The 13,173-nt window shown below is 68.7% G+C and carries 13 protein-coding genes and 1 tRNA gene; 8 read left to right on the forward strand and 6 right to left on the reverse strand.

What is annotated here, in order from left to right; all coding sequences use genetic code 11:
* Nucleotides 1–247: 247 nt before the first annotated feature.
* From dnaG to F0U60_RS38045, 4 genes are all read left to right on the forward strand, one after another.
* Complete coding sequence (gene dnaG, locus F0U60_RS38030) at nt 248–2,113, forward strand: DNA primase (RefSeq protein ID WP_395806986.1); 1,866 nt, start codon at nt 248–250, stop codon at nt 2,111–2,113.
* Nucleotides 2,114–2,202: 89 nt separating this feature from the next.
* A complete protein-coding gene (gene rpoD, locus F0U60_RS38035) occupies nt 2,203–4,374 on the forward strand; it encodes an RNA polymerase sigma factor RpoD (protein WP_395806988.1) in 2,172 nt (723 codons plus the stop codon).
* A 152-nt stretch (nt 4,375–4,526) separates the two neighbouring features.
* Nucleotides 4,527–4,877, forward strand: coding sequence for an MGMT family protein (locus F0U60_RS38040; RefSeq protein WP_395806990.1), 351 nt, complete (start codon nt 4,527–4,529; stop codon nt 4,875–4,877).
* Between the two features lie 91 nt (nt 4,878–4,968).
* A tRNA-Ile gene (locus F0U60_RS38045) sits at nt 4,969–5,041 on the forward strand.
* Nucleotides 5,042–5,067: 26 nt separating this feature from the next.
* On the opposite strand, the gene F0U60_RS38050 is transcribed toward F0U60_RS38045, so the two are convergent.
* Both F0U60_RS38050 and F0U60_RS38055 read right to left on the reverse strand, forming a co-directional pair.
* A complete protein-coding gene (locus F0U60_RS38050) occupies nt 5,068–5,430 on the reverse strand; it encodes a cupin domain-containing protein (RefSeq protein WP_395806992.1) in 363 nt (120 codons plus the stop codon).
* Between the two features lie 158 nt (nt 5,431–5,588).
* Nucleotides 5,589–5,795, reverse strand: a complete 207-nt coding sequence (locus tag F0U60_RS38055; protein WP_108073985.1) for a cold-shock protein — start codon at nt 5,793–5,795, stop codon at nt 5,589–5,591.
* 234 nt (nt 5,796–6,029) lie between these two features.
* On the opposite strand from F0U60_RS38055, the gene F0U60_RS38060 reads away from it, so the two are divergent.
* Genes F0U60_RS38060 through F0U60_RS38075 form a run of 4 tightly spaced genes read left to right on the forward strand, consistent with a single transcriptional unit; the run spans nt 6,030 to nt 8,838 of the window.
* A complete protein-coding gene (locus F0U60_RS38060) occupies nt 6,030–6,512 on the forward strand; it encodes a periplasmic heavy metal sensor (protein ID WP_395806995.1) in 483 nt (160 codons plus the stop codon).
* Between the two features lie 35 nt (nt 6,513–6,547).
* Complete coding sequence (locus F0U60_RS38065) at nt 6,548–6,760, forward strand: hypothetical protein (protein WP_395806997.1); 213 nt, start codon at nt 6,548–6,550, stop codon at nt 6,758–6,760.
* Nucleotides 6,761–6,775: 15 nt separating this feature from the next.
* Nucleotides 6,776–7,456: a response regulator transcription factor gene (locus F0U60_RS38070; protein WP_395806999.1), complete on the forward strand. Its 681-nt coding sequence runs from the start codon at nt 6,776–6,778 to the stop codon at nt 7,454–7,456.
* Nucleotides 7,453–8,838: an ATP-binding protein gene (locus tag F0U60_RS38075; protein ID WP_395807002.1), complete on the forward strand. Its 1,386-nt coding sequence runs from the start codon at nt 7,453–7,455 to the stop codon at nt 8,836–8,838. The genes F0U60_RS38070 and F0U60_RS38075 overlap by 4 nt, the downstream gene beginning before the upstream one ends.
* On the opposite strand, the gene F0U60_RS38080 is transcribed toward F0U60_RS38075, so the two are convergent.
* The 4 genes from F0U60_RS38080 to F0U60_RS38095 all read right to left on the reverse strand — a co-directional run bounded on the left by F0U60_RS38080 (nt 8,801) and on the right by F0U60_RS38095 (nt 13,166).
* Nucleotides 8,801–10,306 (reverse strand): lipase maturation factor family protein, encoded by a 1,506-nt coding sequence (locus F0U60_RS38080; protein WP_395807004.1) that lies wholly within the window; start codon nt 10,304–10,306, stop codon nt 8,801–8,803. The genes F0U60_RS38075 and F0U60_RS38080 overlap by 38 nt on opposite strands.
* 13 nt (nt 10,307–10,319) lie before the next feature.
* Nucleotides 10,320–11,147, reverse strand: a complete 828-nt coding sequence (locus tag F0U60_RS38085; RefSeq protein ID WP_395807006.1) for a carboxypeptidase regulatory-like domain-containing protein — start codon at nt 11,145–11,147, stop codon at nt 10,320–10,322.
* A 121-nt stretch (nt 11,148–11,268) separates the two neighbouring features.
* Nucleotides 11,269–12,159, reverse strand: a complete 891-nt coding sequence (locus F0U60_RS38090; RefSeq protein ID WP_395807008.1) for an ABC transporter permease — start codon at nt 12,157–12,159, stop codon at nt 11,269–11,271.
* Nucleotides 12,156–13,166, reverse strand: a complete 1,011-nt coding sequence (locus tag F0U60_RS38095; RefSeq protein ID WP_395807011.1) for an ATP-binding cassette domain-containing protein — start codon at nt 13,164–13,166, stop codon at nt 12,156–12,158. Before F0U60_RS38095 ends, F0U60_RS38090 begins: the two co-directional genes overlap by 4 nt.
* Nucleotides 13,167–13,173 lie beyond the last annotated feature (7 nt).

Below are 13,173 nucleotides of genomic sequence, written 5' to 3' on the forward strand. Positions count from 1 at the left end.
GAGAACTTGCCCGGCTGCAGATCGGCCATTAAGGGTAGTCCGGTCGTCTTCCTACCCGCTTTCCCGGGTAGCTCCGACGTGCCGCAATGGCCCTCCATCTCCACATCGCCGCCTCGAACCGCACCTACATCGGCCGTCCTCCGTGCGGGTGTACTGCGCATGTCAGGGGTACGACCCATACTCGTCCGCTGGGGTCGGTGCGCGGACCATGGGGGTCCGGCTACGCCGGGCGGAGGGGGTGGCTCTCATGATCCCCGAGCACAAAATCCAGGAAGTCCTCGAGCGGGTGGACCTGGTGGGGCTCGTCTCGCGCTACGTGGAGCTCAAGAAGGCCGGGCGCGAGTTCAAGGGCCGCTGCCCGTTCCACCAGGAGAAGACCCCCTCCTTCTACGTCGTCCCGGAAAAGCGCTTCTATTTCTGCCATGGCTGCCGGGCCAGCGGCGACGCCGTGTCCTTCGTCCAGCGCTACCTGGGAAAGACCTTCCTCGACGCGGTGCGTGATCTGGCCCGTGAGGTGGGGGTGGACCTGGAGGCGGCGCAGGATCCAGGCGCCCGGGAACGGCAGCAACTCAAGGAAGTCACCGACCTGGCGGCCGAGCACTTCCGCGCCCTGCTGTGGGAGGAGGAAGGACGCCGCGCCCGCGCCTACCTCGAGAGCCGTGGCATCTCCGAGGAGACCGCCCGGACCTTTGGGCTGGGCTGGGCCCCGGCGGCGTGGACCTCGCTGGCGGACAAGCTCGGCAAGGCGGGGATGATCGACTGGGGCCTCAACGCGGGCCTCATCTCCAAGCGTCAGAAGGGCGACGGCTACTTCGACTTCTTCCGCAGCCGCCTCATCATCCCCATCCGCGCCCCCGAGGGTCGCCCCATCGCCTTCGGCGGCCGACTGGTGGACGCGGAGGAGGGCCCCAAGTACCTCAACTCCCGCGAGTCCCGGCTCTACAACAAGAGCGAGACGCTCTTCGGCATGGACCAGGCACGCGATGAGATCCGCCGCCGCAAGGCCGCCGTCCTCGTGGAGGGCTACTTCGACTGCATCGCCCTGCACCAGGAGGGGGTGAAGCACACGGTGGCGCTCTGCTCCACCGCCCTCACCCCGGGCCACCTCAAGGTGCTCGGCCGCGCCGAGGCCCGTGAGCTCTTCCTCCTGCTGGATGGAGACCAGGCGGGCCTCGCCGCCGTGGAGCGCCTGGCTGGCCCCTTGCTCGCCGCGGGAGCAGCCGCCAAGGTGGCCCTGCTGCCCCAGGGCGACGACCCGGACACCTTCATCCGCCGCGAGGGCAGCGCGGGCCTGGAGCGGCTGCTCACCGAGGCTCGGCCCCTCACCAACCACGTCTTCCTCACCCTCCTCCCCCAGGGGAAGGAGGCCAGCTTCGAGGAGAAGATGGCCGCGCTGGAGCGGCTCAAGCCCGTGTCGGCACAGCTCCCGGTGGGGCTGGTGCGCTCGGCTTTCTTCTCCGCGCTGAGCGTCTGGTGCGGCCTGCCCGCGGCCGAGTTGGAGGCCTCCCTGCGCAGCAAGGCGCCCCCGCCGGTGAAGCCCGTGCCCAAGCCGGGCCAGGTCCCCACACAGGGCCAGGGCCGCCCCGGTCAGTCGGCCGCCCGGGGAGCAGCCCCCCAGGGTGCCCCCGCGCCCCGTCAGGCCCCCGTAAAGCCCCCGGACGCGCTGGAGGCCCTGTACGTAGCCGCCGCCCTGCGCGAGCCCCGGCTGGTGGCCCGTGATGCCTTCCGCGTCTGCGACGAGCTGTCCCACCCCGGCCTGCGCCTGGCCCTCGCCCACGCCACCGCCGGCCACGGCACCGAGGACGCCCTCTTCGAGGCCCACGACACCGTCAAACGGGCCCTGGAGGGCGCCTGGCGCCAGCTGCCCGAGGGCGGCTCCGCCCTCGAGCACACCTTCCTCCTCGTCTGCCGCAACCTCATCCTCCGCCGCATCCGCGAGCAGCTCTCCTACATCGAGCGCGCCACCCGTCAGACGGCCGGCGCCCACGACCTTTCCGAGGAGACTCGACGCCTGCTTGCTCAGCGCATCGAATTGCTCGCCCTGAAGAAACGCGTGGAAGAGGAAATTCGCCCGCCTCCCCCGGGAACAAAGGCACCAATGCAACCGGTTTGAGTTCGCGTTTGTAAGAATCCTCTACTTTGCGATAGATCGGCCGGCTCGCTCCAGGCCAAGCCCCTGTTTTTCTAAGGAGAAGTACCCGAATGCCGACGCAGAAGCCCTCCTCGAAGGTGGCCGTCAAGCCCAAGAAGAAGGTGGCCCCGGAGATCCGTAAGAAGAAGAAGTCCCCGGAGGAAGCCTCGGCCAAGGGAACTGAGAGCGCCGAAGCCAGCGCCGCCCCTGCCGCCGCGAAGAAGGCGGACAAGGCCGAGCGGAGCGAGAAGACCGCCGCCGCTGAGAAGGCCACCGAGGCGCTCAAGAAGCGCAAGGCCGTGACTCAGGTGGATGACGGCGACATCGATCCCGAGGAGGCCGCGGAGGAGGCGGCTGCCGCGGTCGAGGTCGATCCGGACGCGGTGGAGGACGAGGTGGATGAGGAGCCCATCGCGGACCGCAAGGAGGTCAAGGATCTCCTGGCCGCCGGCCGCGAGAAGGGCTTCCTCACCTATGACGAGGTCAATGACGCCCTGCCTGCGGACATCGTGTCGTCGGATCAGATCGACGACGTGATGAGCATGTTCGGCGACAACGACATCGAGATCGTCGACGCGCAGAAGGCCGCCCAGAACACGGAGATCAAGCCCACGGTCGCGGTGGAGGAAGAGCGCGCCGAGGCCGACGACGACGAGAAGGACGAGGACGACGAGCCGGGTGGCAAGTCCAACGATCCGGTGCGCCTGTACCTGCGCAAGATGGGCAGCGTGAGCCTCCTCACCCGCGAGGGCGAGGTGGAGATCGCCAAGCGCATTGAAGAGGGCGAGAAGGAAGTCCTGCGCGCGCTCCTGGCCTGCCGCGTGGCCATGGTGGAGATCCTCGACATCGGCAACAAGCTGAAGAACGGCAAGCTGCGCGTGCGCGACGTCATCAAGGACGCGCCCGAGGAGGCCCAGGGTGAGGGCGAGGAGGCCGAGGCCGAGGTCGCCGAGGAAGGCGCCGAGGGCGAGGCTCAGCCGCAGCAGCTGGCCCAGAGCGAGCTCAACAAGATCGAGCAGATCAACAAGCAGATCGAGCGCATCCGCAAGTTCGCCAAGGACTGCGAGGCGCTGGACGCGGAGCTCGCCGGCAAGAAGAAGCTCACCGATGTGCGCAAGAAGGAGCTCAAGCAGGAGGTGAAGGATCTCCGGACCAAGATGATGGAGGTCCTGGAGGAGATGCGGCTCAACAAGAAGCAGGTGGACCGCATCGTCGCCAACCTCAAGGGGCTCATCGAGCGCGTGGAGAAGGCGGAGGCGGAGCTGCGCGACATCGAGCGCCGCTACGGCGTGCCCATGGACACGCTGCGCGAGCTGCTGCGCGAGGCCAAGGAAGACCCCGAGGCCATGAAGAAGGCGCAGCGCAAGCTCAACATCACCTCCGAGCAGCTCGAGGCGCTGGAGCGCGACGTGCGCACGTCCACGCGCAACATCAAGCGCGTGGAGGAGGAGGCCAACCTCGAGGTGGAGGAGCTGCGCCGCAACTACGACGCCATCCGCCTGGGTGAGCGCCGTGCGGAGCGCGCCAAGACCGAGCTGGTCGAGGCCAACCTGCGTCTGGTGGTGTCGATCGCGAAGAAGTACACGAACCGCGGCCTGCAGTTCCTGGACCTCATCCAGGAGGGCAACATCGGCCTGATGAAGGCGGTGGACAAGTTCGAGTACAAGCGCGGCTACAAGTTCTCGACGTACGCCACGTGGTGGATCCGCCAGGCGATCACGCGCGCCATCGCGGACCAGGCCCGCACCATCCGCATCCCGGTGCACATGATCGAGACGATCAACAAGCTCATCCGCACCAGCCGCTACCTCGTGCAGGAGATCGGCCGCGAGCCGACGCCTGAGGAGATCGCGGAGAAGATGGAGCTGCCGCTCGACAAGGTGCGCAAGGTGCTGAAGATCGCCAAGGAGCCCATCTCCCTGGAGACGCCGATCGGCGAGGAAGAGGACAGCCACCTGGGCGACTTCATCGAGGACAAGAGCCTGGTGTCGCCGTCGGACGCGGTCATCAACATGAACCTGGCCGAGCAGACGCGGAAGGTGCTGGCCACGCTCACGCCGCGCGAGGAGAAGGTGCTGCGCATGCGCTTCGGCATCGGCGAGAAGAGCGACCACACGCTGGAAGAGGTGGGCCAGGACTTCGAGGTGACGCGCGAGCGCATCCGTCAGATCGAGGCCAAGGCGTTGCGCAAGCTGCGCCACCCGAGCCGCTCCAAGCGTCTGCGCTCCTTCGTGGAGAGCTGAGCACCCATCCCTCCCTCTCCCCCTGGGAGAGGGTCGGGGTGAGGGTATCCGCCCCAGTGGGTCGCTCCGTCAGCCAGCCCAGGTGAAGTAGGAAGAAGCCCCCGTTCCCACCGTGGACCGGGGGCTTTTTCGTGAGCGAAAGGGGAGGCCTCATGCCGGCGAAGCGGAAGACCGCGAGCAGGACGGAGAAGAAACCGGAGAGGAAGAAGCCGGGGGACCCACCCAAACCCCTCCCCTTCCCCGAGGCCGTGCGCCGAGCGGTGCGAGCCATCCCCCGGGGAGAAGTGCGCTCCTACTCCCAGGTGGCCCTCTACGCGGGGAGGCCAGGGGCGGCGCGGGGGGTGGGGAGGGAGCTGAAGACGCTGGAGAACGTGCCCTGGTGGCGCGTCATCCGCGCGGACGGGACGTTGGCACCCGCCGTGGCGGTGGAGCAGGCCCGGCGGCTGAAGGCCGAAGGGGTGCGCCTGGACGGTGAGGGTACCCTCTGGCGGGTGTGGCGCTGAGCATCACGGTGGGCGCCCCCTTGCGCGCGCGCGGGGTGCGCGATACTTCCCGGTCAGCACGGTGCCTCGGCGCCGGGCTGGCGTGGTTCGAGGGCCCTTAGCTCAGCGGTCAGAGCTGTCGGCTCATAACCGATTGGTCCCTGGTTCGAATCCAGGAGGGCCCACTCCCCTTCCCCACGCGCTTGTTCTCTCAGGCCTTGGCCTGCTCGCGGCTCTTCTCGTCGCGCCCGTGCACGGCCGCCGGCGGACTGGTGGCCTCCACCGCGGTGAAGGGCTCGAGAATCTTGTACGTGTGGCTGGCGCCCCTCGGCACGAGCCACGAGTCTCCTGGATTGAGCAGCAGCACCTGTCCCTCCAGGTGCAGCTCGGCGCGGCCCTTGATGACGTAGCCGACGGTCTCGTAGTCACGCACGGTGGCGGGCAGCGGCTCGGCGGGCTGCTCGTTCTCCCACAGGCGCATGGAGACCCGGATACCTCCGGCCAGGTACTTCTGCCCCATCTCCCCCTTGGGGGAGAACTGCGAGTCGACCTTCTTCACGCTGGTGTCGCCCATCTCGTCTCCTTCGCGGACGCTGGCGTCGCGTTGTCCTTTGCCGGACAAGGTAAGGAGGGAAGAACGGGACGAACCCCGCAATGGAAACGCCCGCTCCCCCCTCGAAGGGAAGAGCGGGCGCGAAGGGCCAGGCCCGAAGGCCATGGCGCTCAAAGTGCTTAGCTGGCGGGACGCACGTTCTGCGCCTGCAGGCCCTTAGGGCCGCGCGTCACTTCGTATTCCACCTTCTGACCCTCGGCCAGGGAGCGGAAGCCATCCATGTTGATGGCGGAGTGGTGGCAGAAGACATCCTCGCCACCCGCGTCCGGCGCGATGAAGCCGAAGCCCTTCGCGTCGTTGAACCACTTCACGGTACCAGTTGCCATGTACATCCCTGCTTTCTGCGTTCTGCTTCTACGGACTGACAAACCCCACCCTGAACTCCAGGGTAGTTGGGAGAGGTAACGATCCACATGCCTCCCCCATTCCTCACATTCCTCGGGGACCTTCACACTTCTTCATAAGTACTGGGCGCGCGCTTCACACCCCCCCCGTACCTTCTGCACCAACCGATGGATGCCGGGCCCTGACTGCTCGGCCGCTCACGGAAGGAGCAGCACATGTTTGGATTTGTCTTTGGTACCGCCTGCCTGGCCGGTCTCTTCTACACCCTGCGCCGTGGCCGTTGGCATCACCGTCACGGAGGCCCCGGTCGCTGGAGCTGGCGTGGCCGGATGCGCGGGCTGTTCGAGCGCCTGGACACCTCGCCCGGCCAGGAGAAGGTCATCGTCCAGGCCGCGGACGATCTCACCGAGGCCTTCGAGAAGATGCGCGATGAGCTGAGTGCCACCCGCGCCGCCGTGGCCCGTTCGCTGCGCAGTGAGACGTTCGACTCCGCCGCCTTGACCGAGCTGGACGCCCGGCACGAGGAGCTCGTGGCCAACCTGCGCCGGACGTTGCGCACCTCGCTGTCGAAGATCCACGAGGCGTTGGATCCCAAGCAGCGGCGCGAGCTGGCGGACATGCTCGAGCACGGCTGGGGCTACGGCTATCGCGGCTACGGCAGAGGCTGCGGGGGTTGGCGCGGCGCCCGCTCCTACTGAGCGGCCCTGAACACCGGACAAGAAAGGACCCCATCATGATCCGCCGCCGCGCGCTCATCTTCCTGTTGGCCCTGGGTACCGTCACTGGCTACGCCTCGGGCTTCGCGAGCCTCTACCGCTGGCGCCACCACGGCCCCGGGCACGCGTGCCGTCACGGGCACTTTCGCGACTCCCACGTCAACGACAACGCTGCGCCGTGGGCACATCCAGCGACTCAGGCGCAGGCACCCACCCCTGAGCCGCGTTAGAGTCAGCACTCGCCCATGGCCACCCGCGTCCTCCTCATCGACGATGACACTCGGATGTACGAACTGCTCGCGCAGTACCTCGGGCAGAACGGCATCACCGTCACCCACGCACCCGATGGAGGACGAGGGCTGGCCGCGCTGGAGGCCAGCACCTATGACGCCGTGCTGCTGGACGTGATGATGCCGGGCATGGACGGGCTCGAGGTGTGCCGGCGCATCCGCGCGAAGAGCACCCTCCCCGTCATCATGCTCACCGCACGTGGCGACGAGACGGACCGGGTGGTGGGACTGGAGCTCGGCGCGGATGACTACCTGGCCAAGCCCTTCAGCCCCCGCGAGCTGCTCGCGCGGTTGAGGGCCGTGCTGCGGCGCGCCCAGCCCGCGGCCGTGGCCGAGAAGCTAGAGTCCAGCGGAGTCTCCATCGACGTGTCCGCCCGGGAGGTGCGCATGGGCGGCAAGCTGGTGGAGCTCACCGGGCTTGAGTTCGATCTCCTGGTGGCGCTGGTGCGACGGGCCGGGCGTGTCATTCCGCGCGACGCGCTGCTCGGCGAGGCGGGCCGTGGCGACACCGTGGTGGGCGAGCGCACCGTGGACGTGCACATCTCCCATCTTCGACAGAAGCTGGGCGACGAGGGCTCGCGCCTCATCAAGACGGTGCGCGGGGTGGGCTACCTCTTCTCCAAAGAGGGCCCATGAGACGCAAGGAATGGGAGCAGCGCCACCGCCACCACCATGAGCGGTATCACGGCCGGCACCCACGCTTTCGCATGAGTCGGCTGGGGTGGTTCATCCGCGCGAGGCTGCACCGCAGGCTCTTCCTCTGGTTCGGCGTGTCCATCTTCATCACCGGCCTGGTGGTGGGCACGATGATGAGCCTGGTGGGCGGTCCCGGCTGGCGCCAGGAGGCGGAGCGCGCGCGCACCTTCGTCAGCAATCGCCTCGCCGAGACGTGGGATGAGCCCGCGCGAAGGGACGCCCTCGTGCACTCGGTGGCCAGGGACCTGGACGTCGACGTGGAGCTACGGGACGCCTCGGGAGCGCTGCTGATGCGCACGGGTCCTCCCTGTCCTCCTCACACAGAGCTCTCCGTGACAGTGGAGCGCGAAGGCGTGAGGCTCGGCACCGCACGGGCCTGTTATGGACACATCCGCGCCCGGCAGCCCTGGCGTGGGCCGATGATGCTGGTGCTGGCCGGAGCCTCGCTGTGGATGGCCTCGGGGTGGCTCGCCCGGCGGCTGTCTCGCCCCCTGGAGACGCTGGCGCGAGCCGCGCAGGAGCTCGGCAAGGGCAAGCTGGACACGCGCGTGCAGCTGGGCCGCCACGCCACCGGGGAGATGTCCGTGCTGGCCGATGCCTTCAACGAGATGGCCGCGCGCATCGAGCGGCAGATGGCGGATCAGCGCGAGCTGCTGGCCGCGGTGTCTCACGAGCTGCGCACGCCGCTGGCGCACCTGCGTGTCCTCGTGGAGTTGATGCGCGATGCCGGAGGCTCGGAGCGCACGGCGGACCAGATGGAGCGCGAGGTGGTGGAGCTGGACGCGCTGGTCGGTGAGCTGCTGGCGAGCTCGCGGCTGGACTTCGGACAGCTGGCGCCTCGCGAGCTGGACGGGAAGGACCTGGGTGCGCGAGCACTGGAGCGGACGGGGCTGCCGGCGGAGGCACTCGTGGTGGAGGTGCCCGACACCAAGCTGGTGGGAGACGCCACGCTGCTGGGACGCGCACTGGCCAACCTGCTGGACAACGCGCGCAAGCACGGCCAGCGAGTGGAGGCCCTGCGCCTCCTCGAGCGCAACGGACAGCTCGCCTTCTGCGTGGACGACCAGGGCCCAGGGCTGCTGCCGGGCGAGGAGACTCGCATCTTCGAGCCCTTCTACCGGAAGGATCGGGGCGGCGAGGCCCGCGAGGCAGGCTCGCTGGGGCTGGGGCTCGCGCTGGTGCAGCGGATTGCCCGAGCCCATGGCGGAGAGACCTTCGCGGAGAACCGTCCGGAAGGAGGCGCCCGCGTAGGATTCACCCTGCTGCGCGAGGGTCCCGCCTCGGTCAAGGCACCGCCCGTAGCTGCCCGTTCTCAAGCGTAAGGGGCGGGCAGTAGGGCCCCAGCTCCTGGCGCGTCCACCAGTCACCAGTGGCGCGCCGCGTGTCCCAGTCCGTGAAGCGGTAGTCGAAGAAGCGCGTGCGCACGTAGCGGGGCGGCGCCTCGGGAAACGGCTCCTCCGCGAAGAGGCGCCTCGCGTGGGGTTCGCCGCGCAGCACCCCTTCTTGGAGACGGATGAGCCACGGGTTGTTCCGACAGGAGGAGAGCGAGGCGAACCACATCTGCCAGTCCAACCGAGGCTGATGGGGAGCCACGAAGCGAGGAGCCTCGTCCACGCGGCCTGGGCGGTACGGCAGGAGGTACTCCTTCCACGTCTGCCCGTCGGCGCTCCCCTCGAGGACAATCTCCCGACGCTCGGTGGTCATCACCGCGAACAGGCCGTAGGTGTTGATGCTCCGGAAGCCCTCGATGGCGTCTTCCACCGTTTCGAGCACGCCCGGCGGCGGCTGACGGGTGAGGCGCTGGAGATCCCTCGAGAACCCGAGAACGGCATAGGCCCCGATGAACAGCACGAGGGCCACCGCGCCCCACCCGGACCGCCGGCGAGGCCAGTCCGAGGCAACGGGAGGCGGAGCACCGGTGCGCCAGCGCGCAAGCACTCCGTCATCGAGAACGGAGAGGCAGAGCACAAGCGTGAGGAGGTTGAAGAAGCCGTAGTTCCCCGTGAGGAGGATGCCGAGTTGCAAGGCGGCGAGCAGACCGACCGCCCCGAGCCGCAGACGCCTGGGCCCGAAGATGAAAAAGGGAACCACCAGCTCGATGACGAGCATCGCCCCGACGCTGGCGCGATGGAGAACAGGGGGAAGGAGGTGGACGAACCAGGCGATGGGGTTGGGCAGGGGCTGCGTCCAGTAGTGGTACTGGAGCGCGGTGAAGTCCCGCCACGTAGGGTCTCCGCTGACGAGCTTCACCACTCCGGACATGAGCATCAGCCGGAAGAGGAGCAGCCGCGGCAGGAAGATGGCTCCCAGCGGAGGCGAGGGCGAGGCGCCACGAGGCAGCAGGTGTCCCGGAGTGAGGGGGAGCGAGACGAGCGCGGCCTCGAGCAGCAACACATCCCACTGGTAGCCGAGGAAGACATCGCCCACGGAGGCGAGTGAGAGGTAGCAGACCCAGGCGCCCACGAGGGCCAGGCGCGGAGCCACGTTCGCGACAAGCAGCGCGCCACAAACGAGGCCCGCGAGCCCCACACCGCGGAGGGCGCCCTCCCCTGCCCCCAACCACCACAGCAGCGTCGGCAGACGGACGTAGCGCTCGGGGCCGGGAAGCACCTGGCGCACGGAGTCGAGCAGCTCCGTGGCGGGACTCAGGCCCCGAGGCCCCAGCAGCACAACGAGCTGGGGCAAGAGGGAGGCGAAGGCGAGGACGAAGATGAGCCCAAGGGCACGCAGGTACAGCCCGCGCACCCGGGCGACGGAGCTCCGCGCATCGCTGGAGGGGACGAGTTCCACGCCCCTCGGGACTCTACTTCAGACCACCCGAGGCAATGCTCTTGGTGTCCACAGAGGAGAACTCGAAGGAGGCGGTCACAGTCTCGCCCTCCTTCACGGTGACCTCGGCCGTGCGGATCCCCAGCGTCTCGTGCCAGGCCTCGAGGGTGTACGTGCCGGCGGGCAGGTGCTCGATGGAGAAGGCCCCGCCCGCGTCGGAGGTGGCGAAGTACGGGTTCGGGTTCACCACCACCGAGGCAGACATCCACGGGTGGATGTCACACTTGAGGCGGACCACCTCTGCATCGGCGGGCAGGGGGCGCTGCACAGCCTTGCCATTCGGAGGCTGGGCCACGTTGAAGATGGACTTCGTCCCAGCGAGCGCACGCGCGTTGTGCAAGGTGCCATCGCTGTTCTTGATGAGGATGGGCTGGCCCACGGCGACGCCCTGCACCCGCGGGGTGTAGGTGCACTTCTGCTGATCGATGATGGCGGGCTGCGCCGGACGCGAGTGAGGCACCAAGCCACGCACGCGCACGAGGACGTTCTCCAGCTTGCCGTCCTTCACCCGGAGAGACTGGTCCGTCAGCGGCATGCCGTCACAGGCGGGATCTTCACTGGGCGCAATGGCGGCCGGTGTGGGCACCACACCCTTGAAGGTGACGGCACCTCGGACGGTGCCTCCTCCGGTGACAGGCTGGGGGGCGGACTCCGCCGCTGGAGCCTCGCTCTTCGCCGTACCCTTGTCCCGCGCAGGAGACTGGGAAACAGGGGCCGAAGGCGCCTCGTCCTTTTTGCATGCCGGCAGAGCGGCAAGCCCCACCACACCCAGCACCGCGACGCTCAGCGTACGCAGCTTCATGTCAACACTCCCTCGTGCCGCCGGCCCTTATCGGGCTGTGCACCAGCGGCGAGATGAAACAAGCCCTTGAGTCGTAACAAAAAAGTAGATCCTGAAGCCACCGCGAGAACTGCCATTCCGGCTATTCCCGGCGGCTGACGCTGAAGGCAGCGAGCCCCAGGAAGACGGTGGCGAAGACGAGCAGCACCGGCACCTCGAGGCCCGCGCCCGAAGAGGAGGTGCCCACGGCGAGCGAGGCCTCGGCGCCGTAGAGCGCGCGGCGGATGCCCTCCACGGAGAAGCGCATGGGGTTGAAGCGCATGACCCAGGCCAGCAGGGGCCCGGCGCCCTTGAGGGGGAACATGGCTCCGGAGAGCACCCACATGGGCAGCAGGACAATGCTCATCACCGCGTGATAGCCGGCGGTGGAGCGCACCCACCAGGCGAGGGCGATCCCCATGCCGGTCAGGGCCAGCGCGGACAGCAGCATCACCGCGACCAGCAGCGGCACATCCAGGGTGGCGGCCTTCACTCCGGCGAGCGGGGCAAAGAGGAGGAAGAGCGAGGCCTGCAGCAGCGCGATGGCCGAGGAACCCAGCGCCTTGCCCAGCACCACCGCCAGGCGCGAGCCCGGCCCGGCCAGCACCGACTGGAGGAAGCCCTCGCGCCGGTCCTCAATGACGGAGATGGTGGCGAAGATGGCGCTGAAGAGCACCACCATGGTGACGACGCCCGGAAAGGAGAAGCGCTGGTAGTCCATCCCCTGCGCGCCGTCGACGCGGAAGGAGCCGGCGAAGCCCGCGCCGATGACAAACCAGAAGAGGATGGGCTGGGCGAGCGCGCCGACGATCCGGCTGGGCTGGCGGAAGAAGCGCACCACGTCGCGCACGAGCAGCACGCGCACGGTGGCCCACTGCAACGCCAGCGCGCTAGGGGTCCGCTCCTCCGCGCGGGAGGCGCGGGAGTCCACGACAGCCAGGTCTGTCCGAGGCTCGCCGGAGGTCTCGGGAGCGGTGGTGGCGTGGGCGTTCATCGACGGCGACTCCTACGAGCGGGCTCGGCCGCGGGTTGGTCCGTGCCGAGGACTCGGCCGGTCAGCTGGAGGAACACGTCCGCAAGCGTGGGACGGCGCAGGGACACCGAGGCGAACCGGCCAGCCGGAAAGGCCTCCACCAGCCGGGGCACCAGCGCATGCCCCTGCTCCACTTCCACCTGGACCCGCCCCTCCACCACGCGCGCCTCCAACCCCAGCCGCGTGCGCAGCTCAGCCGCGAGGGACTCGGGCTCCTGGGCCTCCAGGGTCACAATGTCCCCCCCTACCCGCGCAGCCAGGGCCGCCGGTGTGTCGGTGGCCACCAACCGACCAGAGTCCAGCACCGCGAGCCGGTCACACATCTCCGCCTCGTCGGCGCGGTGGGTGGTGAGGAGCACGGTGAGGCCCTCGGCGTCGCGCAGGGACCGCAGGTGTGCCCAGAAGGAGCGGAAGGCGGCCTCGTCGAGCCCCTGGGAGGGCTCGTCCATGAGGACGATTCGCGGCTGGTGCACCAGGGCGCGTGCCAGCTCCAGCCGTCGGCGCATGCCGCCGGACCAGGTGGAGACACGCTCGTCGCCACGGTCCTGGAGCCCGATGAGACGGAGCATCCGCTCCACGCGCTCGTGAGCCCGCTCGCCCGTCAGCCCATACAGCCGGGCGCCAAGCATCAGGTTCTCCCGCGCGCTCATCAGGTCATCCAGGCTGCCGCGCTGGAAGATGATGCCCATGCGCCGACGCAGGGCCGGATCATGGAGCGACAGGGGCTTGCCCTCGAACAGCACGCGCCCGGAGTCCGGGGCGAGCAGGCCGGCAAGCAACTGGAAGGTGGTGGACTTGCCTGCCCCATTGGGGCCGAGCAGCCCGACGATTTCACCACTGCCCACCGTGAGGCTCAGACCCTCGAGGGCCACCCGCTCCTTGAAGCGGCGGGTAAGTCCGTCGAGCTGGAGCAGTGGCATCGGGGCGCGGCCCGCCAGGGAAGGGAGAGCCGTCAGAACCGTGGACATCCTCGAA

The sequence above is a fragment of the Archangium minus genome (genome assembly GCF_044360475.1).
GTDB lineage: Bacteria > Myxococcota > Myxococcia > Myxococcales > Myxococcaceae > Archangium > Archangium minus.